General features: G+C 41.6%; 17 protein-coding genes and 1 tRNA gene. 8 read left to right on the top strand and 10 right to left on the bottom strand.

Annotation, left to right across the window (positions count from 1 at the left end; genetic code table 11):
• Positions 1 to 2 precede the first annotated feature (2 nt).
• From DQN48_RS01670 to DQN48_RS01655, 3 genes are all read right to left on the bottom strand, one after another.
• On the bottom strand, positions 3 to 2,435 hold the full coding sequence (locus DQN48_RS01670) for a TonB-dependent receptor (RefSeq protein WP_013022655.1): 2,433 nt from the start codon (positions 2,433 to 2,435) through the stop codon (positions 3 to 5).
• Positions 2,436 to 2,799: 364 nt separating this feature from the next.
• Positions 2,800 to 3,156, bottom strand: a complete 357-nt coding sequence (locus DQN48_RS01660; protein WP_041913056.1) for a Plug domain-containing protein — start codon at positions 3,154 to 3,156, stop codon at positions 2,800 to 2,802.
• 223 nt (positions 3,157 to 3,379) lie between these two features.
• Positions 3,380 to 5,830: a TonB-dependent receptor gene (locus tag DQN48_RS01655; protein ID WP_013022654.1), complete on the bottom strand. Its 2,451-nt coding sequence runs from the start codon at positions 5,828 to 5,830 to the stop codon at positions 3,380 to 3,382.
• 270 nt (positions 5,831 to 6,100) lie between these two features.
• Between DQN48_RS01655 and DQN48_RS01650 the strand changes: the two genes are divergently transcribed.
• Positions 6,101 to 7,012 carry a PDC sensor domain-containing protein gene (locus DQN48_RS01650; protein ID WP_013022653.1) on the top strand — a complete coding sequence of 304 codons (912 nt, stop codon included), beginning with the start codon at positions 6,101 to 6,103 and terminating at the stop codon, positions 7,010 to 7,012.
• On the opposite strand, the gene proC is transcribed toward DQN48_RS01650, so the two are convergent.
• Together proC and fliW are read right to left on the bottom strand one after the other, a co-directional pair.
• A complete protein-coding gene (gene proC, locus DQN48_RS01645) occupies positions 7,009 to 7,785 on the bottom strand; it encodes a pyrroline-5-carboxylate reductase (RefSeq protein ID WP_013022652.1) in 777 nt (258 codons plus the stop codon). The genes DQN48_RS01650 and proC overlap by 4 nt on opposite strands.
• Positions 7,778 to 8,236 (bottom strand): flagellar assembly protein FliW, encoded by a 459-nt coding sequence (fliW, locus tag DQN48_RS01640; RefSeq protein WP_013022651.1) that lies wholly within the window; start codon positions 8,234 to 8,236, stop codon positions 7,778 to 7,780. The genes proC and fliW overlap by 8 nt, the downstream gene beginning before the upstream one ends.
• 167 nt (positions 8,237 to 8,403) lie before the next feature.
• Here fliW and DQN48_RS01635 point away from each other — a divergent pair, with 167 nt between their 5' ends.
• From DQN48_RS01635 to DQN48_RS01615, 5 genes are all read left to right on the top strand, one after another.
• The gene (locus DQN48_RS01635; protein WP_013022650.1) at positions 8,404 to 9,048 is read left to right on the top strand and encodes an outer membrane protein assembly factor BamD; all 645 of its coding nucleotides are present in this window, start codon (positions 8,404 to 8,406) and stop codon (positions 9,046 to 9,048) included.
• A gap of 9 nt (positions 9,049 to 9,057) precedes the next feature.
• Complete coding sequence (gene lon / locus DQN48_RS01630; RefSeq protein ID WP_013022649.1) at positions 9,058 to 11,472, top strand: endopeptidase La; 2,415 nt, start codon at positions 9,058 to 9,060, stop codon at positions 11,470 to 11,472.
• Between the two features lie 206 nt (positions 11,473 to 11,678).
• Positions 11,679 to 12,107, top strand: coding sequence for a TonB-system energizer ExbB (gene exbB / locus DQN48_RS01625; RefSeq protein WP_013022648.1), 429 nt, complete (start codon positions 11,679 to 11,681; stop codon positions 12,105 to 12,107).
• The gene (gene exbD, locus DQN48_RS01620; protein WP_013022647.1) at positions 12,097 to 12,477 is read left to right on the top strand and encodes a TonB system transport protein ExbD; all 381 of its coding nucleotides are present in this window, start codon (positions 12,097 to 12,099) and stop codon (positions 12,475 to 12,477) included. The genes exbB and exbD overlap by 11 nt, the downstream gene beginning before the upstream one ends.
• Before the next feature lie 52 nt (positions 12,478 to 12,529).
• Entirely contained in the window at positions 12,530 to 13,183 is a 654-nt protein-coding gene (locus tag DQN48_RS01615) for an energy transducer TonB (protein ID WP_148213326.1), read from the top strand.
• A 410-nt stretch (positions 13,184 to 13,593) separates the two neighbouring features.
• On the opposite strand, the gene gatB is transcribed toward DQN48_RS01615, so the two are convergent.
• Genes gatB through bamA form a run of 4 tightly spaced genes read right to left on the bottom strand, consistent with a single transcriptional unit; the run spans position 13,594 to position 19,769 of the window.
• Positions 13,594 to 15,021 carry an Asp-tRNA(Asn)/Glu-tRNA(Gln) amidotransferase subunit GatB gene (gene gatB, locus DQN48_RS01610; RefSeq protein ID WP_013022645.1) on the bottom strand — a complete coding sequence of 476 codons (1,428 nt, stop codon included), beginning with the start codon at positions 15,019 to 15,021 and terminating at the stop codon, positions 13,594 to 13,596.
• A complete protein-coding gene (locus tag DQN48_RS01605; RefSeq protein WP_013022644.1) occupies positions 15,018 to 16,331 on the bottom strand; it encodes a M16 family metallopeptidase in 1,314 nt (437 codons plus the stop codon). The genes gatB and DQN48_RS01605 overlap by 4 nt, the downstream gene beginning before the upstream one ends.
• The gene (locus DQN48_RS01600; protein ID WP_013022643.1) at positions 16,331 to 17,377 is read right to left on the bottom strand and encodes a dehypoxanthine futalosine cyclase; all 1,047 of its coding nucleotides are present in this window, start codon (positions 17,375 to 17,377) and stop codon (positions 16,331 to 16,333) included. The genes DQN48_RS01605 and DQN48_RS01600 overlap by 1 nt, the downstream gene beginning before the upstream one ends.
• A gap of 10 nt (positions 17,378 to 17,387) precedes the next feature.
• A complete protein-coding gene (gene bamA, locus DQN48_RS01595; protein ID WP_013022642.1) occupies positions 17,388 to 19,769 on the bottom strand; it encodes an outer membrane protein assembly factor BamA in 2,382 nt (793 codons plus the stop codon).
• A gap of 215 nt (positions 19,770 to 19,984) precedes the next feature.
• On the opposite strand from bamA, the gene DQN48_RS01590 reads away from it, so the two are divergent.
• On the top strand, positions 19,985 to 20,812 hold the full coding sequence (locus DQN48_RS01590; protein WP_013022641.1) for a prephenate dehydrogenase: 828 nt from the start codon (positions 19,985 to 19,987) through the stop codon (positions 20,810 to 20,812).
• A gap of 238 nt (positions 20,813 to 21,050) precedes the next feature.
• Here the strand turns inward: DQN48_RS01590 and DQN48_RS01585 are convergent.
• A tRNA-Val gene (locus tag DQN48_RS01585) sits at positions 21,051 to 21,126 on the bottom strand.
• 305 nt (positions 21,127 to 21,431) lie between these two features.
• Between DQN48_RS01585 and DQN48_RS01580 the strand changes: the two genes are divergently transcribed.
• Positions 21,432 to 21,857, top strand: a complete 426-nt coding sequence (locus DQN48_RS01580) for a hypothetical protein (RefSeq protein ID WP_013022640.1) — start codon at positions 21,432 to 21,434, stop codon at positions 21,855 to 21,857.
• Positions 21,858 to 21,907: the final 50 nt, after the last annotated feature.

The raw sequence follows: 21,907 nt of genomic DNA, 5'->3' as shown, positions 1-21,907 counted from the left end.
ACTTAGAAGAATTTGCCGCCAAATTCTACATAAAAGCTCGCACCAGAACCTCTGTAGTAGTCATAATACTTCTCATTGGTGATGTTTAAGAAAGTCGCACTGATATGGGTGCCATTTTTGAAATTCCAACCTGCCTTGAGGTTGACAATGAGACGTGCTGTGATGTTGTCAAATGCCACCTTTGGAGTGACATTACTGATGCTTGTATAAGCAAAGCTCTGCCCTTGGGCTTGGATGCTTCCATAAAACCCTGGGCCCTCATCCCCATAATTGAGGGATAATCCGCCCATGTATTTGGGGATGATGGGAATCTGATGGCCATCATTTTTGGGATTTTGCGGGTCTTTGATTAGGATTGCACGGGTGTAGGTGAAATTCCCACTCAGATACAGTGCTCCATAAATCTTTTGCTCTAGCTCCATTTCCACGCCGCTGTATTGGCTTTTGCCACCATTGATATTTTTGTAGGGATTTGTAGCTGTACCCCCACCACTTTGATAGATTCCATCATACATTTCTGTTTGGTAATAATAAACCTTAGCCATACCGCCATAGGGATTTCGCTGCTCGATACCGATGTCAAATTGGAAGCCATATTCTGGCCCAAGACTGGGATTTGATGCCTGGATCCCTCCGACATAAGAGACTGCAAACATCTCCCGAGGATTGGGTGCGCGGAAGGCTAGCCCCATGGATCCTTTGATTGTAGTGTATTTGAAAGGTGAGTAATTGATGGCAAATTTAGGAGAAGGGAAGAATTTATTCGTGCCTTTGAAATTTTGATAGTTAGGATCGATGGCATTGCGATTGAGCGCATTGATGTTAAAATTTTTCCAATAATCCAAACGCAAGCCCAGATTTGTGGAGACATATTTATTCCAATTTGCCTGCCAGCTGATGAATGCCGCCAGCGTATAGGCACCAGCATTTTCTATATTATAGGTATAGTCATAGGTTTTCCAAAATTCTTTGGCACGGTAATTTGGTACATAATTATTTTCGTTTTTCATATCTGCTAGACGTCCCTGCAACCCGATGAGTAAAATATGCTTCTCATTAATCTTATGATTGATGATCGCGCTTAAATAATTATTGGTCGCATAATTATCCAGACTATAGCCATTGCCCCCAAAAGTATAGGAATTCTGCCCCTGTATTGTGGGGCTTCTTCCCGGGGCCTTGCAGTTTTTGCCATCACAACCATCCACCCAGTGGCTCACCAAATTCACGGTTGATAAAATCACATCTAGGGAAGTGTTTTCGCTGAAATCATGCTTATGACCTAGAGAAATGACATAATTCATCTCCTGCCGCCAACCCGCCCATCCAGAGCCCACGAAAGGACTGAAATAGCCTTGTTTACCATTCCTTTCATAGCCATATCCATAGACTGTCCCACCATTTGGACCCTTGAGATAGGAGATGGGATCGTGTTGGTTCTCTGAGATGGTGGAGAAATTTACGATGAATTTGGTGGTGTCATTGTCATTCCAGTCATAATCTAGCTTAAAATTTGCATCTTGGGTGAGATAGGCGGTTCTCCCCACCCAGCCCACATTAGCACCATTATAAATCGGAGAGCCATCTGTATAGGTCGCAGTGACATTGCTAGCACCACTAGGAATGCTAGCAATCGCAGGGACGCGATAAGCTCCACCGCTGGTATTAAAGGCATAGCTCGCACGCATCCTCAAGCGCTTGTCAAAAAACACATTTCCCAAGCTCACATATCCACGGGTGAGATTCTTTTCTGCTCCACCTCTTACCATCTCATTTCCATATCCAATGATTGCCTGACCTTCGAGTTTTGTGGGTTTTTTGGTGATAATATTGATAACCCCACCAAGCGCACCTGTTCCATAAAGGCTAGAAAATGGCCCGCGTACGATCTCAATGCCCTCAATGTCATAGGTAGGGATAGATTGCAGGATCCTGTATTGGCCTGCTAGGTCATTCAAGATCACGCCATCTAGCATCACAAGCGTACCATAGGGAATACCACGCATATAAAGTAGTGGTCTGCCATTAAATCCGATATTAGACTTCACATGCAGCCCTGAAATCCTCCCTAAGACATCGCTTAATTGGCGATTTTGCTGCAACTTGATTCTTTTTTCACTCACATAGCTTACATTTCCAGGGGCTTCTGTGATGAGTGTGGGCATGCGGTTTGCAGTAGTCACCACAGGAGTGAGATCTTTTAGTTCCCCATCTCCTTCAGAGGCAACAAGACTTTTTAGTTTGTTTTCTTGCACCTGCTCTGCTTTTTTGTCAGTCTCTAGCTTGGCTTCTTCTTTTTTGGATTCTTTCTTAGAGTCTTTGGATGCTACTTCCTTGCTAGCAGGGCCATCTGAGGCATTCTGTACCAAATCACCTTCTTGGGCAGAGAGACAGGATGCCAAAAAAACTGCGATAAAAAGTTTACTTTTATTCATAAAATCTCCTTGAACCCCATCGCTTTAATGCAATAATTTTAACTTCAGAATTAAACCATAAAATCACCATATTCTGAAATATTTTTGGAAAATTTTTAATATTTTTATAATTTTCTTCAAAAAAGAAGCAGATTCCCTGGGGATTTTTGAAAAATCCAAAAACATAGGATTTGATGATGGAGCAACAAAAAAGAGGAGGCAGGAGCATGGAAAAATCAGAAAATACAAAATTGAGGGGGAATATGCAGGAATGCATCACATAGAGCATGAGCAAATCTATCAATACCCCCATTTTGCATTTCTTAAAGGGGCATCGACTTAAAAACTTGTTGGGAAGATTTAGGATGATTTGGGTGAATTCTATTTAGGGCAAAACATGCACACCAGTTATGCGATTTAGCACATTACCCACTTGGCGATTTTGCTGCTTTTTGATGGTGTCCTCTCCAACATAGCTCACATTTCCAGGAGCCTTACTTATAGGTGTGGGCACGCCACCATTTGCTGTAGTGACAAGGGGATCCTCTTCCTCATTTTCTAGCATATCTTTTGGGGGGGATTTTTGTTTTTTATCTGCTTGCTTTGCGCTGATATACGTTTTATGATCTTTGGAGGCAATTTCCTTAGAGGAAGTTTTTGAAGAATTTTGCAAACCCGATGCTTGGAGGAAGAAACAAGAGATAAAAAAAACTACGGATAAAAACTTAATGGAAATTCTCATAGAATTCTCCTTACAGAATTTTGCGACATAATCCTACCAGCTTTCTGCCAAGATTTCTGTCTTTATTAAGAATTTTTTACTTTCCAAAACTTCCTCTAAAAATTACTCCCCCCTGCAGCTCTGCTTTCTTGCGCTGAGAGCAAAGCAGATGCTAATTGGCCCCTTGAGCCCTGAATGAATCTAGTAACGCTGCATTCCTACCTTATTATATAGGGTTAAAAAATTAGAAGAATTTGCCGCCAAATTCTACATAAAAGCTCGCACCAGAACCTCTATAATAGTCATAATACTTTTCATTGGTGATGTTTAAGAAAGTCGCACTGATATGGGTGCCATTTTTGAAATTCCAACCTGCCTTGATATTGATAAGGAGACGGGGTGTGATATTTCCAAAGGCCAAATGCTGTGGAAGATTTTTAAAGTTGATATAAGCCACGCCCTGTCCTTGTGCTTGGATGCTTCCATAAAATCCTGGACCCTCATCTCCATAATTAATAGAAAATCCGCCCATCTGTCTGGGGATGAAGGGATATTGATGGCCTTCATTTTCAGGCTGGGATGGATCTTTTACCAAAATCGCACGAGTATAGGTGTAGTTTGCCATGAAATAAAGCCCACCATAAATCTTTTGCTCAATCTCAATCTCCACACCCTGGAATCTACTTCTTGCACCATTGAGGTTTTTGATGGGATGCTGGCGTGTACCCAAACCACTTGGGAAAATTCCATTATACATTTCTGTTTGATAGTAAAAAACCTTTGCCACACCGCCATAAGGATTTCTCTGCTCAATACCGATGTCAAATTGCAAACCATATTCTGGCCCAAGGGCTGGGTTTTGCACTTGGAATACCCCACTATCTGTATTGTTAAAAATCTGTCTTGTATTGGGGGCATGGAATGCTAGACCAATGGAACCCTTGATGGTGGTATATTTGTGAGGAGTGATGTTGATGGCAAATTTTGGAGAGGGGAAGAATTCCTCCACTCCCTTGAAGGTTTGCAAATTTGGATTGTGGGGATTATTGCGATCAAAGGTGCTGATATTGTAATTCTTCCAATAGTCCAAGCGCAAGCCCATGTTGGTAGAGACCCATTTATTCCAATTGGCCTGCCAGTTTCCAAATGCCGCAAGTGTATAGACAGAGAAATTGATGTCTTGATAGGCAGGCTCATAGGTTTTCCAGAATTGCTTGGCGCGGTAATTTGGCGTGAGGCTAAAGCTATTGTTTGCATTATCCACACGACCTTGGAAACCAATGAGTAGCAAATGTCTATCATTGAATTTGTGATTGATGATGGCGCTGAAATAGTTATTGGTCGCAAAATTATGCATCGCAGTCCCATTTCCGCCAAACATAAAAGATCCCTGCCCTTGGGTTGTGGGATTTTTTCCAGGTGCTTGGCAATTATCCTGCCCATCACAACCATCTGCCCACTGGCTATTTAGAGTCACTGAGGAGAGGATGATATCTAGAGAGGTGTTTTCTGTGAAATTATGCTTATGAGAAACAGAGGCAATATAGTTATATTCCTCTCTAAAGCCAATCCATCCAGAACCAACAAAAGGATTAGAATAGCCTGGAGTGCTGCCTCCATTTGCCCCTGGGGTCTCATAGCCATAGCCATATACAGTTCCGCCATTGGGCCCCTTGAGATAGGAAATGGGATCATGTTGGCTTGCTGAGATTTTAGTGATAATAAGCGTGGCTGTTGTGGTGTCATAATCATTCCAGTCATATTCTGCCCTCAATCTTCCATATTGCGTAAGATAGGCATTGCGTCCTGACCAGCCCACTTCTGCGCCGTTGGTAATAGGAGAGCCATCAGTGAAGGTAGCAGTGATACCCGTCGCACCACCAGGAATGCTAGCAATCGCAGGGACGCGATAAGCCCCTCCGCTGACATTAAAAGCATAGCTAGCGCGCACCCTCAAGCGCTTGTCAAAAAACACATCCCCCAAGCTCACATATCCACGGGTGAGGTTTTTTTCTGCTCCACCTCTTACCATCTCATTTCCATATCCAATGATTGCTTGACCATCCCGCTTTGTGATCTTTTTAGAGATTAGATTGATTACACCGCCCATCGCGCCTGTTCCATAAAGGCTAGAGAATGGTCCACGCACGATTTCAATTCCACCAATGTCATAAGTGGGGATGGATTGCATGACCCTATAGGTCCCATCCAAGTCATTCAAAATCACGCCATCTAGCATCAAAAGCGTGCCATAGGGGATGCCGCGCATATAGATTCCTGGTCTACCATTGTATCCAACATCTGTTTTCACATGCACACCAGCAATCCGTCCCAACACACTGGAGATTTGGCGGTTTTGTTGCATTTTTATGGTTTTTTCACTGATATAGCTCACATTTCCAGGAGCCTCTGTGATAAGCGTTGGAGTACGGTTTGCAGTGGTGATGACAGGAGTGAGATCTTTTAGCTCCCCATCTCCCTCAGAGGCAACAACAGCCTTGTATTTGTTTTCTTGCATTTGCTCTGCTTTTTGATTTGCCTCTAGCTCTTTTTTGGATTCTTTCTCAGAGTTTTTAGATGCCGCTTCTTTGCCAGAAGTTTTAGCATCTTTTTGCAAAGAATCGCCTTCTTGGGCAGAGAGACAGGATGCCAAAAAAACTGCGATGAGGATTTTGCCTTTTAGGGAAGCCTTCATGGAATTCTCCTTTTCTTAAGAAATTGTATTTTTTAATAAAAATAGTGAAGATGGAATGCTACTCCAAAATTCTGAAAAATAACTTAAATTTTTTTATAAAAAAATATTTTCTTCATATATTTATCAAGAATTTCACATAAATATAGGGCTGAAACCTCGAAAATAAGGGGCTATACAGAATTTTTATTATTTGAACTTATATTTTCATAAAAATATGACACTCTAGTGGGAAAATTTTAAGGTAGTATTAAAAAAATCAAAGGAGCATGAATGTTATCAAGAGATATTCTTATTTATCGCAGGATTCGTCATGAATTGCGCGCATATATGCATTATCTTTTTGCGCAAAATCTCCAGAATTTCCTCCCCAGCACAAATGTGGAGAACATCTTCCAGGAGGTGGAAAAAATCAGAAGAGAGATTAAAACACTGGGAGAAGTTTATGTCCTAGATGCTGCAGGGCATGTAATTGATGCCAGAGAAAATATCAAAATCCCTAAAAGCAGCACGCAGATGAGTAAAAATTTTTCCGATCAGGCATTTTATTATGAAGCGGTGAGGGAAAAAAGATGCATCGTCACCAATCCCTATCCCGCTGCATTGACAAACAAACTCATTGTCACAGCCTCCTATCCCATATATGATCAAAACCATCATTTGCTTTTTGTCATCTGTATCGATCTCCCTCTTACTACTGCCATCTCCATTAGCTCCTCCTCGCGCTTTGCTAATATTTGTTACAAAATTGGCATGTGGATTTATGGGCTGCTTTCCTTGGTGCTGACTTTGATTTGCATTGTACTTTTTATCAAGGGTGTCTCCAATCTCTATACCGACCTTGGACACTTTCGAGATTTTGAAGTCGATGAGATTTTCAAAGCCATCATCCAGCTAACATTAGCACTGGCCATTTTTGATTTAGTCAAGGCAATTTTTGAAGTGGAGGTACTGGGTAAGCACGTAGAAGGAGCATTTATCCCACAGCAGACACTCGTGAGATTCCTTGGCTCCATCATCATCGCTCTGGCCATCGAATCCCTCATGCTGGTTTTCAAATTTGCCATCAATGAACCCGACAAAATCCTCTATGCAGTCTATCTCATCGGAGCAGTGTCTGCATTGCTCATTGGCCTGGCTATTTATATGAAATTCGTATCAAGGAATCCCAAAAATCACGATTAGAGTTTTTTTGCCCTGGCCACTGCTTGATGGCAGGCCTCCATGATAGCTCCGCGCACACCACGACTCTCTAGCACACTCAAACCCTCAATCGTCGTTCCTCCAGGACTTGCTACCAAATCCATGATCTCTTGGGGATCTTGCTGCTGCAATAATAGGGCAAACCCCTCAAACATCCCGCGCACAAACTCCTTACTCTGCAATCGCGCTAGCCCCTCACGCACCCCAGCATCCATCAATGCCTGCGCTATAAGCGCTAGGAATGCAGGCGCACTCCCGCTAACAGCAATACTCGCGTCAATAAGCTCCTCCTTTTCCACCACGACCACCTTGCCAAAACTCTGCACTAAATCCCCTATGCTCTCCCAATCCAAATCCTTGCAATACAGCGCGCTGCAGGATTTTTGGTATTTGGCCGCGATATTTGGCATGATGCGCGCATATCCAATAGCATGGATGGATTGCTGGATTTTGGCTATCGAGACTCCTGCCATCACACTAACCACCGCTCTTGCCTTTCCGCCAAAGACAAAACTCTCCAAACCCTGGGGTTTGGTGCATAAAAATACGATAGCCTCATCGATAAAAAGGGGAGGCGTTGGGGGGAGTGCATGGAAATGGGATTCAAGATGATGGAATTTGATGAAAGTTTCTACTTTTTTAAACTCTCTGCCACAAATTTCAAAATAATATTTGTTGTGTAATCCTGCTTTGAGAATGCCCTCTATGAGGGTCAGGGCGATTTTCCCATGGCCGATGACGAGAACTCTAGTCACTCATGCTTTCCACTAGATCTCTAGTTTTTTGAGACTCTTCTTCTTTGGGGCAATTTTGAGGTTCTTCATCTTTGTAATAATTGGATATGGGTTCAGCGAGCTGGTATTGGGGGTACTTTAAACTATCTAAGACCACTTGGGCCATGGTCTGATTGTCGAAATTAAACACCACGGGGGCCAGGAAATTCACCGTGGAATTTTGTATAGGCATTTGCACCACCATAATATTGGCGATGAAGACATTTTTGGCATTTTCTAAATCAAGCAACAATTTCAAAGCCACGGGAACATCAAACTCATATTCTCTAAGAATGAAAGGATTAACAAGCGTAAAAACTGGCGAATTGTCCTCGGCATTGCTCAAGCGCACAAATATCTCATCAATTTTCTCAAGCTTCATCTTTTTGACTTTCTCAAAACCTAATATAGGGGACTTCACTTCAAAGATCATCTCTTTATTAACCTCGATAAAATAACTTTATTTGCAAATTTGGCGACCCAATCTGCCAGCGGCTTATTTTATCTAATTTTCCACGGAAAAATCAAATTCTAAAATCTTTTTCTTAACTTTTTCATAATATAATTGCACGAAATAGAAAAACCCAAAATGAGGACTTTGTGAGAATAATTTTTGTCATCTATGCCACCGCTTTTTTGGTCTTTTTGGGCTGCTCTTCCAAGAAAGAAAAAAACGAATTCAATAAGCCAGCCATGTACTGGTATCAAGAAATGCTCAAAGAGATCAAATCTGGAAGCCTAGAGAATGCAGACAATCATTTTTCTTCCCTGCAAAGCGAACATATCAATTCCCCTCTTTTGCCAGATGCCATGCTAATCTTGGGCAAGGCCCACCAAGTGGAGAAAGAATTTGTGCTAGCAGATTATTATTTTGATGAGTATCTCAAGCGCTATGCCACTGCAGACAATGTTGACTACATCACCTATCTCAAGATTCAGACCCATTACCTAGCCTTTGTCAACTACAGCAAAGATCAGCAATTTTTGGAAAATGCGGTCATAGAAATCCAAAATTTTCTAGATAAATTTCCTGATAGCAGGTATCTTGATCTCATCAAGACCATGCAACTCCGCCTATTGCTAGGGAGAAATGAACTCAATCGAGCCATAGCCAATGTTTATGCCAAACAAAAAAAACCCAATGCGCAAAAGGCTTATTTAGATCGCATAGAACAAGAGATTGAAGACGCGACAAAACCCACTCCATCTTATGTCCCCTGGTATGTCCGTCTATTTAACTGGTAGGAGAACCCAATGCAACTAAAAACTCAGATTGATTTCCCCACTCTCATTCCTATTTTGATAGAGGAAGAGGGGTTCATGTATCCTTTTATGATTGCACCCATATTCATCTCAGACAATGCCAATATCAAGGCAGTCAATCGCGCTATGGAAAATAGAGAGATGATTTTTGTGGGATGTGCAAAAAACATCAAAGAACATGTAAAAAACGCAGAGAATTTCTATGATGTGGGGGTGATTGGAAACATCATGCGCAAGGTTAATCTCCCTGATGGCAAAGTAAAAATCCTCTTCCAAGGAATCACCAAAGGCAAGATCCTCTCCATCGAGAATCACGATCCACTAGAGGGGATGGTAGACATCATCACTTACAAAGAGCACAATCACGAAAAGATCCAGGCCACAATGGAAGTGCTGCGAGAAAAGGTTCGCAATCTAGCAAACATCAGCCAGTTTTTTCCGCCAGATATCTTGCGCACCATTGATGAGAATGAAGACCCCAATCGTGTGGTCGATCTCATCGCCTCCATCCTGCGCCTCAAAAAAGAGCAGTCCTATCATCTCTTTGCCAGTGACAACACCGAAAAACGCCTCCTCATGCTCATTGATTTCATCATCGAAGAAACCCAAACCCAAAAACTCCAAAAAGAGATCAAAAACAAAGTCCACACAAAGATGGAGCAAACCAATAAAGAATATTTCCTAAGAGAACAGCTCAAACAAATCCAAAAAGAATTGGGGCTAGATAAGCAGCGCGATGAGGAGATTGAAAACTATCACAAAAAACTCGAATCCATCAAATCCTATGTCTATGAGGATACATACAAAGAGATCAAAAAGCAAATCGATCGACTCAACAAGATGCACCAAGACAGCGCAGATGCCAACATGGTCCAAAACTACATTGAGTGGGTGCTAGAGATCCCATTTGATAAATTCGCCAAAAAAAAGCTTTCCATTAATAATGTAGAAAAACAGCTCGATATCGATCATTTCTCGCTCAAAAAACCCAAAGAGAGGATTGTGGAGTTTTTTGCTGTAAAAGAATTGCTAGCTCAAAGAAATGAAAAAACCCACAAAAGCATTGGAACGATTTTGTGCTTTTATGGGCCGCCTGGAGTAGGCAAAACCAGCCTGGCAAATTCTATTGCCACTGCCATCGGAAGACCTTTAGTGCGCATCGCACTGGGAGGGTTGGAAGATGTAAATGAATTGCGTGGGCATCGGCGCACTTATTTGGGTGCAATGCCAGGGCGCATCATCCAAGGACTCATAGAGGCAAAGACCATGAATCCTGTGGTGGTGCTCGATGAGATTGATAAGGTCGGACGCAATATGCGAGGGGATCCAACAAGTGCACTGCTTGAGATCTTAGATCCAGAGCAAAATCAAAATTTCAGAGATTACTATGCCAATTTCAACACCGATCTCTCTCAAATTATCTTCATTGCTACAGCAAATGATATTGGCAACATCCCCCCACCCCTGCGCGATCGCATGGAATTCATCGAAGTCTCTAGCTACACCCCACAGGAAAAAGAACAGATTGCAAAAAATTATCTCATCCCCCAAGAGCTAAAAAAACATGGTTTGAAAAATTCTGAGATTTCTATCAGTTCTGATGCCATCGTGCTATTGATTGAGAAATATACCCGCGAGGCTGGAGTGCGAAACCTCAGGCGCCAGATCGCCACGCTTGCTAGAAAAACAGCACGAGAGATCTTACAAAATGGAGTCAGAAAGGTCACCATCACTCCACAGAATCTAGCAAATTACCTCGATAAGATTGTTTTTGAAATTGAAAAAAGTGACAATCTTGACAAGATAGGCATCATCAATGGACTAGCGTGGACAAGTGTGGGTGGAGATGTGTTAAAGATTGAGGCCATCAAGATTAAAGGCAGGGGAATGCTGACTCTCACAGGTAGCCTGGGAGACGTGATGAAGGAATCTGCGCGCATCGCCTTTTCTGTCATAAAAGTCTTGATTGATGAGAATTTTTTCTCACTCAAAATAAACAAAACAAAGAGCAAAAAATCGCGCAAAAAAGAGGCCAATGAGACTGTGCAAGTCTACAATCTCTATGATATTCACCTCCATGTACCAGAGGGAGCGACGCCAAAAGATGGGCCCAGTGCTGGGATTGCCATGGCAAGCGTGATTGCCTCCATCCTCACAGATTCCAAGATTCATGGAAGCATCGCCATGACTGGAGAAATCACACTCACAGGAGAAGTGCTTCCCATCGGCGGGCTAAAGGAAAAACTCATTGCAGCACATAAAGCAGGGATAAAAAGAGCGCTTATTCCCAAGAAAAATTATGAGCGAGATCTCCAGGACATCCCGCAAGAAGTCCAGGAAGAATTAGAGATCATCAGCGTAAAAAATATCAAAGAAGTTCTGAAATATACACTCCTAAAGATTTAAAAAGTCTCCATAATTCCACTCAATCCTCCTCATTTTGGATTGAAATCTTTTGGAATTACTTACAAAATTAAGCTTTTGATAAGAAAAATTCTATAATAACAGCCTATTTCTGCAAAATATTATTAATTTATCCATAATTTTGCTACATTAAATATGAATATTGTTATTATCGTGTTATAATCCCAAGAAAAAATTCGAGGGTACCCATGCATTTTTTAGAACTCTATCTTGACATCATCATTTTTTCAATACTTGGTTTTATGGGATTTATTGCCATTTGGTTTACAATTGAGCGCCTGGTTTTTTTTAGCCGCGTGAATTTTGGAGACTTCAAAACTGCAGATATGCTAGAAGAATCTCTGACAAAAAACATGACTGCGCTCTATATCATCTATTCCAATGCACCCTACATCGGTCTACTTGGCACAGTTGGCGGGATTATCATCACATTTTATGGAATGAGTCAGGGCAGCGACATTGATGCAAAGAGGATTATGAGAGATCTTTCTTTGGCGCTGCAGGCCACTGGTGTGGGATTGTGCGTAGCCATCCCTGTTTTGATGATTTATAATGCACTCCTGCGAAAAATTGAAATCATCAGCAACCGATACAAAGCGATGAAAAATGAAAATTAAAAGAGGAGAGGGACTCAATATCGTCCCATTTATCGATATTATGCTAGTTTTGCTGGCGATTGTTTTGACCATTTCTACTTTTGTAGCGCAAGGAAAGATCAAGGTCGATGTTCCAGAGGCAAACTCAGCACAACAGCCCAAGCAAGAAAAGACTGTCGTTATCACAGTGGACGCAAACAATGTTGTATATCTGGATGACAAACCCATTGATCTAGAAAAAATAAAAGAGATTATCGCTCCCATTGACAATAAAACACTTATTGAACTCAAAAGCGACAAGCAATCAAAATTTGAGGTTTTTGTAAAGATTCTGGATGCCCTAAAGGAAAAAAATCATGAAAATTTTGCGATTTCTACGAGAAAGAATTAAACAACCAAGTGTAATTGGCTTTCTCTGCGCAACTTTTCTCTATCTATCCGTATTGATTCCATTCATCGATTTTGTCAAATCCAAGTCCATCAAAGTCAAAGAAAATGGAGACAAAATGATCGCCATGAAAATTGCCAGTGTGAATAATGGCGGCGAACAGACGAATTTTTCAAAAGCTCCACCACCACCAAAAAAAAAGCCCAAGAAAAAGCCTGAGCCAAAAAAGCCCAAACCAAAACCAAAGCCGCAGCCACAACCAGAACCTGAACCAACCCCAGAACCTGAACCAACCCCAGAACCTGAACCAAAAGAGGAGACAAAGGAGCAAACCACACAAACCAAGCAGGAAACCGATGAGAAACAAAAATCCTCCAACCTAGACCAAGAGGGGCAAACTGCAGAAGCACTTGCTTATAACGAGGGCATTAGCGATGAGTTCCTCTCCAAGATCCGCACTGCTATCGCGCAAAACAATCCCTATCCCAGGATTGCAAGAGTCCGGGGGCTAGAAGGGCAGGTGACTGTGGAATTCATCTTGAATGTTGATGGCAGTATCGATGGACTAAAGATCTTAGATAGCAATGCAGGAAATGTCCTGAACAAAAGTGCGCTTCAGGCAGTCAATGATGCTGCCAAGGAATTCCCCCTACCCAAGCAAAGAGTGCGCATCAAAGTCCCCATCGTCTACAATCTCTCCACACAATGATACCCCATCGCACAAATCCCCCATGACTAAAGTCATGGGAAAAGACATTGTTACTGCGACTTTTGCTGCTATGAATTTTTACAATCTTTGCAACCGCGAGCTCATCGACTATACAATGTTCTGACTCCCTAAATCCCTAGCTACTTCTGTAGATTTTCATGATTCTTGCACTCATGGATATGCGCTGCTATTGAAAATTTAAAAATCTTAAATTTTCATGCCACCAACTCTTTTCCCTGCAAACCCCCATTCACCCTGCTAGACTCAACTCTGCTCCAAGCAAAAGGGATCCAAAAAGCAAAAAATAACTCGCCAAAGCACTAGCAAATCCCTCTATCAAAGTTCCCCTATGAAATGGGTCAAAGTTCTTTGGCTAGAGCGAGAAAAAATTCGGATTTAAAAGCACAAAGCTACTGTAGCCTTTCTTTCAATAATTCATTGACTCTTGTAGGATTTGCGCCCTTGGAATTCTTCATTACCTGACCCACAAAAAAACCAAAGAGCTTTTCCTTTCCACTCTTATATTCTGCGACCTTATCACCATTGGCACTTAATACAGACTCTATTGCGCTCAAAATCGTATCATCATCATTGACCTGTGCCAATCCCATAGCATCAATCAGATGATCTACATCTCCACCTCTGTGCTCCACAAGGACATCCAAAATGTCTTTGGCGCTCTTCCCACTAATCTTGCCCTCATCAATGCGCTTCACAAGGGCTGCTAGAGTTTTTGCACAAATGCCGCAATTCTCTAAATTATTCTCACCCTTTAAGCGCCCTGTAAGCTCTGTATTTAGCCAATTCACCGCATTTTTAGGATTTGCTCCCTCAGCAATCATCTCCTCAAAATACAACGCACCCTCCAAATGACTGGTCAAAATGCTTGCATCAGCATCTTTGATGCCAAATTCTACAACATAGCGCGATCGCTTTTCATCAGGCATCTCTGGTATATTTCTGCCCTCTCTCATCAAATCCTCATCAATCAACACTGGCAAAAGATCTGGATCTGGAAAATAGCGATAATCTGCTGCCTCTTCCTTGCCTCTCATCGATCTTGTGATGCCACTAGCAGTATCAAAAAGCCTTGTTTCCTGCACAACTTCCCTAGCATAATTTCCACTTTCCCACGCATCAATTTGACGCTCTACTTCATACTCGATCGCCTTTTGAATAAACTTAAAAGAGTTAAGATTTTTAATTTCTACACGCGTATAAAATTTTTCCTCACCCCTAGGACGAATAGAAACATTTGCATCACAGCGAAAGCTCCCTTCTTGCATATTCGCATCACTGATGCCCAAAAACCTCACAATGGAATGCAATTTTTTGAGATAGGCTACAGCCTCATCGCTGCTTCGCATATCAGGTTCGCTCACGATTTCTAGCAATGGAGTACAAGCACGATTGAGATCTACTTTGCTGCAATTGCCCTCATGAATATTTTTGCCCGCATCCTCCTCCATATGTGCACGCGTCACGCCTATGGTCTTTTTTTCTCCATTAAGCTCTATCTGGATGCTGCCACGCCCAACGATGGGGATCTCAAATTGACTAATTTGATAAGCCTTAGGAAGATCGGGGTAAAAATAATTTTTTCTTGCAAAAATAGAATTTTGATGGATCTGCGCACCGATGGCAGTGCCAAAGGAAATTGCCTTTTTTACCACTTCGCGATTGAGCACTGGCAATGCACCTGGTAATCCCAAACAAGTGGGACAGACATTTTTATTGGGATCTTCTCCAAAGCTCGTTGCACAAGAACAAAAAATTTTCGTATTTGTGTTTAATTGGACATGAACCTCTAGGCCAATGACAGTCTCAAATGCACTCATTTTTTCTCCTCTTTGCTAGATTTTTGCCGCACTGTTACGATGCTAAAGCTTAGATTATTCAATTCTGTGTGCCCCTTGATATAGGCATTCATTTCTTGCAGACTCACATTTTTGATTTGCTCTAATTGGATCTTGTTGAAATCTAAGGGTAATCCCAAATAAAAATTCAAAAATTGTGCATCTAGGCGCTGAGAGAGCGTTTCTTCTCTTAGTGGCTGACTGCCTAATAAGAATTGCTTAGCGCCCTCTAACTCTTCTTTAGTGATCCCCTCTTTGACAAATCGAGCCACAATCTCCTTGACCAACTTGATGGCCTCATCTTGATTTTCTGGCTTTGTTTGTAGATAGCCAGAGGCATAATTGACAACCTTGCCTGTATTGATACGCAAATACGCAGAATATGCTAGTCCGCGCTTTACGCGAATCTCCTCCATCAGCCTTGATCCAAAGCCGCTAGATCCCAGAACAAATCCCAAAATCTTTGCTTTATAGCCCTCATTTCTCATGTCACTGAGATTAAAGGGTGAGCCAAAATAAATATAGGCCTGCTCTGTTTGCTTGTATACAATCTTTTCTTGAGTCTTGGCACTCACATGATAAAAGGGACGACTTGCAGGCACGCCCTGAGGGAGACCAGAGAGGATGGCACTTAACTTTTGTAGGGCTTGTTCTTTTTTCATGTCCCCACCCATAGTAATCACCAATCTAGAGAGGACAAAATTCTGATGGATTAGCACCCTGATATCTTCTAATTGGATTTTTTTGAGCGTGAGAGCAGTGGGGCTATTTGCCAAAGGACTTCCCTCAAAAAGGATTTTGGAGAGATTTCTATTGGCGATGTAGTCAAAATCATTTTCCTTTGCTGATAGACGACTAATCGCATTATTGCGGATTTTCTCCAAAGTCTGAGGGGTGAAATTGGGATCAAAAATCAAATCTTTCAAAAGCTTCAAAGCATCTTCTTGCATTTCTGTGAGAAATTGCATCTCAAGATTGATGGTCTCAATCCCAGAACTTGCCTGCAGGGTAATTGCGCGCTTATCCAGCTCTTTGGAAAATCCAATCACACCCAATGTTTTTGTACCCTCATTGAGCAACGCTGCACTTAAGGCACTGAGGCCTGAGAGATTTCTATCATTGATGCTTCCGCCACCCAAAAAACTCAGTCGCAAAAAGCCCGTAGGAATGAGATGGGATTCCTCAAAAATTACAGGGACCTTTTGCTCATTAATTTTTATATAAGTTACTTCATTTGCTTGCATTGCCACTCCTAAAATAAACCCAAAAATTAAAATTATCTTCTTCATCATCAATATCTTTCCAAAATTTCATAAGCAGTGTTGCGCTTGGCAGGATGCTCTCCTATGTCCCTGATTAATTCAATCATTTCCTGCTGATTCATAGAATTGCGCGCACCAGCAGCAGAGACGACATTTTCCTCCATCATTGTACTTCCTAGATCATTAGCCCCAAAAAGCAATGCCAACTGCCCTACATAAGAGCCCTGCGTCACCCAAGAGCTTTGGATATTTTTAAAATTATCCAGATAAATCCTACTGCAGGCAAGCAGGCGCAAATAACGATTGGGAGATGCCTTTTGCAAATGTGGCATTTTGGATTGCAGAGGCGTGTTTTGGGGTTGGAAACTCCACAAAATAAATGCCCGAAATCCCCCTGTCTCATCTTGGAGATCGCGTATCCTCTCCCAATGCTCAATAATATCCTCATCCCTATCCACGCTGCCAAACATCATTGTAGCCGTACTTTTGATACCAAGTCTATGAGCCTGTCTATGCACATCAATCCATTCATCAGAATCAATCTTTTTTGGTGCGATGATATCGCGCACACGATCACTCAAGATCTCTGCACCCGCCCCAGGAATGGAGGAGAGGCCCTTGGCTTTTAGGCGCTGCAAGACATCAGGGATGCTGAGTTTGGAAACCTTGGCAATGTAATAAATCTCAATTGCAGAGAATCCATGAATGGTGATTTGGGGATATTTTTGATGAATATGCTCCACAAGATTCTCATAATAATCAATCTTTAGCTTAGGATGCACGCCACCCTGAAACAGAATCTGTGTGCCGCCAATCTCTAATAATTCATCAATTTTCCTATCAATCTCTTCAAAACTAAGAATATAGCCCCCATCTTCATTGATCCTTCTCTTAAATGCGCAAAACTCGCAGTCCACCCAACAAATATTGGTGTAATTGATATTTCTATCCACGATGAAGGTGGTGATTCTTTCTGGATGCAACTTTATTTTTATCTCATTTGCCATGACCCCCAGTTCCCTTAGAGAGGCATTTTGCATGAGGTGCAATATTTCTTGATTGCTTGCTCTTTTCATTGTCTGCCTTTTAAAATCTCGTTCCCATGGTGAATTCAAAGTTTGAAATCAAATCCCCTGGCTGCTGATTGAATCTTTTTATCGGGAATACAAGTACTATAGGACCCATGGGAGAAACCCACTCTAGTGCCAAACCAACAGCTGCCCTCCATGTTATCGCACTTTCTCCTGTTCCCAAAATACCATAATTTTTATAGTTTGCCAAATTTTTACTCTTTCCTTCATATACACGATAGCTCAGCAAACCATAATCAAACCAAGCAGAAATTCTCAATTTTGCTTTCTCTAGCAAACCATAACTAAGTTCTACTGCATTGGTAAAGATTCCATCTCCTCCTACCCATAGACCAAACTGATCTTTTGGGGTAATCGAACCACTTCTAAATCCACGCACCGTGGTCACCCCACCGAGATAAAAAGTGGTGTTGATTGGTAAGAATCCCTCTGGATTATAGCGGAACAAATATCCTCCCTGCACTTTGTAACGTCCAATCAAATCCAGTCCAATCATTCTTTTGAAATGATAATACGCTGCAAACTTTGCATAAACCTTGGTATTGTAAACATCTCCACCAAGCCCATTGAATTGGAGATAAGTGGATGCAATAAAGCCATTTTTGGGGAAATAATAGTCATCGGTATTATCAAAGCTAAGACTTGGAGTAATGGAGCTAGTAATTGGTAGAGTATAGTCTTTTTTCCAAAGCCCACGCACCTCGATGGGTCTACCACCCACATCAAAGGAGCCAACAATACGATTGCTGGAGGCATAATAGCGCTCATAGAGGGGTGAGGTGAAATGAGAAGTTTTAAGGATATTTAAATCATAACCTAAGCCTACGCGCAAGGTATTTGTAAGCAACTTACCAATACTCACCCCAAAACCACCATTTTGCTGGACATACTGATAGTTGATAGAATAGGTAGCATAGATATTAACAGAAGCACTATAATAGCTATCAAATAATCTTGGATTGCTTAGTGTAATATTTCCCGAGAAAGATCGACCTGCATTTTTAATCCCCAAATAAGAGAGCCCAGAACCTGTGGAGATATTGGCATAAATACTCGCATTATGCCCAGTTCCAAAGAGGTTGCGCTCACTCACGGTTCCATTGATCATCAAACCCCCATAGCTCCCATAACCCATACCAAACTGCAGTTCCCCAGTCCTGCCCTCAGACACATTCACAATCAAGTCCATGGAATGCTCGCTGGTACGCTTTTGATCAATTTTGACATTTTCAAAAAAGCCCAGTCTGCGCAGCGCATTTTCTGAGGCAAGGATCTTGGTGAGCGAATAGGTATCCCCTGGGCCTAGCAAAATCTCACGGCGGATGATCCTATCTCCGGTTCGTGTATTACCTGTGACGATGACATCTCCAATATGCACCTTTTGGCCCACTTGGATGCGATAGATGACCTTGACTGTACCCTCTTTTTCATTTTTGTCAAGGTCAGGAGATACCACTGCAAAGGCATGGCCATAATCAGCGATGGCTTGTTTTAGCAGCTGGGCATCCATGCGCAGATCTTCAATATTGAAAATCTTGCCAACCTTTACACGAGAGATTTTTTTGAGCTTGGAGACAGATTCTACCTCATCATCAATATCAACTTCCACGTCAGAGACGGTGTACTGCCTCCCCTCATCGATTTTATAATAAAGATGCGCAGTGAAATTGGAAAAATTGGCGTCTAGGAATGGTGCAGAAACCTTGGCATCCAAGAATCCATGACGCATATAGACATCCTGGATTCTCATGCTATCATATTCTAGCTCTTGTAAATGCAGCTTTCCGTTGTTGCGCCCCCACATCCAGCCCATGAACTGTCTTTCTTTGTTGGCAGAGAGGGATTCCACATCACTCACAGAAAGGGCCTTGCGTCCATCATAAATGGCCTTGGTGATATAGATATTATCCCCACGATTGACATCAAAAATAATGGCATACACATTCTCGCTGAGCTCAGTTTTAATTAATTGGATGGTGGTGCCATAATATCCATGCACCTCAAGCACTGTTTGCAGAATCTCTTTGGCTTTTTCTAGCTTTTGATCATCAAAAACATCGCCCTTCTTTACGCCAATCTGCTTATACAGCCCCTCCCGCTCTTGCTCTGTTCCATAGCCCTTGATCTCAATGCTTGCCACCCGTGGCTTTTCCACAAAATGAAAGGTCAAAATCCCATCATCAAAAGTCGCATATACATCTCTAAAATAGCCCTGGGAATAAAGCTCTAAAATCGCCTTATCGAGTTTTTTGTCATCTAGGGGTTGGTTTTTCTGGATGCCAGTGACTTCTTGAGCAAGCAAATCCGACATGTACACAAGCCCATCATAACGTACTTCCTTAATCATCTCCTCTGCAAAACTAAAACATAAAAACATGCAGAAAAATAGAAATAACTGTTTAATTTTCAAATTATAACCTTCAAATTGTAGCCTCAAAGATCATGCCAAAATGCATAGGAAAAATATTTGAGTATTATATCTCAAAAGGATGATTTTTTCTTCAGAAATCCTTAATTTCTACCAATCCCAAAAGCTATCTGTGCAAAAAATACAGTTATGCTAAAATCCAAAAAATAAAATGAGGAACATACATGCAGGCAGGGATTATCGGGCTAGGGCTTATTGGCGGATCTTTGGGGCTGGCACTCAAAGAAACCAAGATGTTTAAAATGATTCTGGGCTATGATTGCAATTCCTTGCACATGCAACAAGCCCTCTCTTTAGGACTTATTGATGAGTGCATAGAGCTTCATGAAATCAAGCAATGCGATGTGATTTTTTTGGCCATTCCGCTAGATGCCATCACAAAGACGCTAAAAAATTTTGGTTCTCTGTCACCACATAGCACCATCATCGATCTAGGTAGTGCAAAGGAGCAGATCCTGCGTGAGATCCCTCAAAACTTGCGCAAAAACTATATTGGCGCCCACCCTATGTGTGGCACTGAAAATAATGGCCCAAAGGCCGCTATCAAGGGGCTTTTTGACAAAAAAATCGTCATCCTAACAAGCATTGAGCAAAGTGGGGAATTCCAAGTAGCGTTTTGCAAAGAGATTTTCATCGCAATAGGAATGCAGATCGTAAAAATGCAAGCCAAGGAACATGATGAGCACATCGCCCTCATCTCTCACCTCCCTCATCTCATCAGCTATGCATTAGCCAACACAGTCCTAGAGCAAGAAAAAAAGGAATTTATCCTAACTCTCATTGGAGGAGGATTTAGGGATATGAGCAGGATCTCCAAAAGCTCTCCCATTATGTGGAGAGATATTTTCAAGCAAAACCGAAAAAATGTCCTAGAGTCCCTAGGGCTTTTTGAAAAACAGATACAGGCAGCGCAGCAAATGCTAGAAAAAGAAGACTATCAGGGACTAGAAAAATGGATGAGCAATGCAAACAGCTTGAAAAATTTCATCTAAGCGAGATTTTGGAAGGGCCTAGGGGAGTTTTTTGAGTAGGATTTTTGAGGAGTTTTGCTGAAATTGGCAGCGTATGAAGAAGGATGATCTTAAAAAATTTTAAGGTTTTGAAAAATCTCGAACAATTTTTTTAGCGGAGTTGAAAAAGAGGGGATTTCAAAAATTTTGAAAAAGTATTTGGAAGATTCCAAGCATCCAGAGATTGTGAAAAATTTAGAAAAAATAGAGAAAAAAAAGATGGTGATCACGACTGGACTTGAACCAGCGACCACTACCATGTCAAGGTAGTGCTCTACCAACTGAGCTACGCGATCCTTTTTGGAAGCCCAATCATACCAGGAAAAGGTTTTTATTTTGCTAAAAATTTTGTAAAAATGCTCACAATGACAAAAATCCTGCAATTTTGAGCCTCACTGCAGTTTTTGGAGAATCTCTGGGGCAACTCAAGAAATTCAAACAAAACCCTCACAACATAAAAAAGTCAAATCTCACACCCCTAAAGCCAATAGCTCTAAAAGAGTCAAATCCCACTTCCAAAAATACAACTTTGAGGCATTTTGTCAAAATTTGTACTATAATGCGGCGCATTTTATTTGACACACAGTTTTAAGGAGTAAACATGGAAAAAATCTACCCCTTTGCCCTCATCATCCACCTCTTTTGTGCAATTGTTTTTGTAGGTTATTTGTTTTTTGATGTGGTTGTAATACCCATTGCAAAATCTAGAATAAAAGGCGGCAATAAACTCATTGGCAGTATTTCTGAAGTTACTACATCCTTCATGCCATTTGTGATCCTCATCCTCTTTCTCACTGGCGGGATGATGGTGGGTAGATACTTCTCCACCCCCATTGATACGATTTTGCAAAAACTCTTGCTCATCAAGGTAATTTTGGCAAGTTGCATTTTTCTACTTGTGGTCTTTTCTCTAAGCTGTCACTTTATCTTCAAATGCAGAAATCCTATGGGAAAATATGTCCATCATATTATTTTTAGCCTCTGCATATGTATTGTTTTTCTAGCAAAATGGATGTTCTTTGCATAAATTGCTTTCCTGGAATGTCTCAGAGATTTAGCAGCATACTTGCTAAATCT

It is taken from the genome of Helicobacter mustelae (genome assembly GCF_900476215.1).
Taxonomy (GTDB): domain Bacteria; phylum Campylobacterota; class Campylobacteria; order Campylobacterales; family Helicobacteraceae; genus Helicobacter_H; species Helicobacter_H mustelae.
Note: the sequence above shows the minus strand (reverse complement) of the source record. Positions and strands in the feature narration are given on the sequence as shown.

Bases quoted from the DNA above. Each gene is read 5' to 3' on its own strand.
- DQN48_RS01600 (WP_013022643.1), bottom strand. From the start codon at position 17,377: ATGAAAAGAGCAAGCAATCAAGAAATATTGCACCTCATGCAAAATGCC.
- DQN48_RS01655 (WP_013022654.1), bottom strand. From the start codon at position 5,830: ATGAAGGCTTCCCTAAAAGGCAAAATCCTCATCGCAGTTTTTTTGGCA.
- DQN48_RS01670 (WP_013022655.1), bottom strand. From the start codon at position 2,435: ATGAATAAAAGTAAACTTTTTATCGCAGTTTTTTTGGCATCCTGTCTC.
- DQN48_RS01660 (WP_041913056.1), bottom strand. From the start codon at position 3,156: ATGAGAATTTCCATTAAGTTTTTATCCGTAGTTTTTTTTATCTCTTGT.
- lon (WP_013022649.1), top strand. From the start codon at position 9,058: ATGCAACTAAAAACTCAGATTGATTTCCCCACTCTCATTCCTATTTTG.
- DQN48_RS01580 (WP_013022640.1), top strand. From the start codon at position 21,432: ATGGAAAAAATCTACCCCTTTGCCCTCATCATCCACCTCTTTTGTGCA.
- DQN48_RS01650 (WP_013022653.1), top strand. From the start codon at position 6,101: ATGTTATCAAGAGATATTCTTATTTATCGCAGGATTCGTCATGAATTG.
- fliW (WP_013022651.1), bottom strand. From the start codon at position 8,236: ATGATCTTTGAAGTGAAGTCCCCTATATTAGGTTTTGAGAAAGTCAAA.
- exbB (WP_013022648.1), top strand. From the start codon at position 11,679: ATGCATTTTTTAGAACTCTATCTTGACATCATCATTTTTTCAATACTT.
- gatB (WP_013022645.1), bottom strand. From the start codon at position 15,021: ATGAGTGCATTTGAGACTGTCATTGGCCTAGAGGTTCATGTCCAATTA.
- DQN48_RS01605 (WP_013022644.1), bottom strand. From the start codon at position 16,331: ATGATGAAGAAGATAATTTTAATTTTTGGGTTTATTTTAGGAGTGGCA.
- bamA (WP_013022642.1), bottom strand. From the start codon at position 19,769: ATGTTTTTATGTTTTAGTTTTGCAGAGGAGATGATTAAGGAAGTACGT.
- exbD (WP_013022647.1), top strand. From the start codon at position 12,097: ATGAAAATTAAAAGAGGAGAGGGACTCAATATCGTCCCATTTATCGAT.
- DQN48_RS01590 (WP_013022641.1), top strand. From the start codon at position 19,985: ATGCAGGCAGGGATTATCGGGCTAGGGCTTATTGGCGGATCTTTGGGG.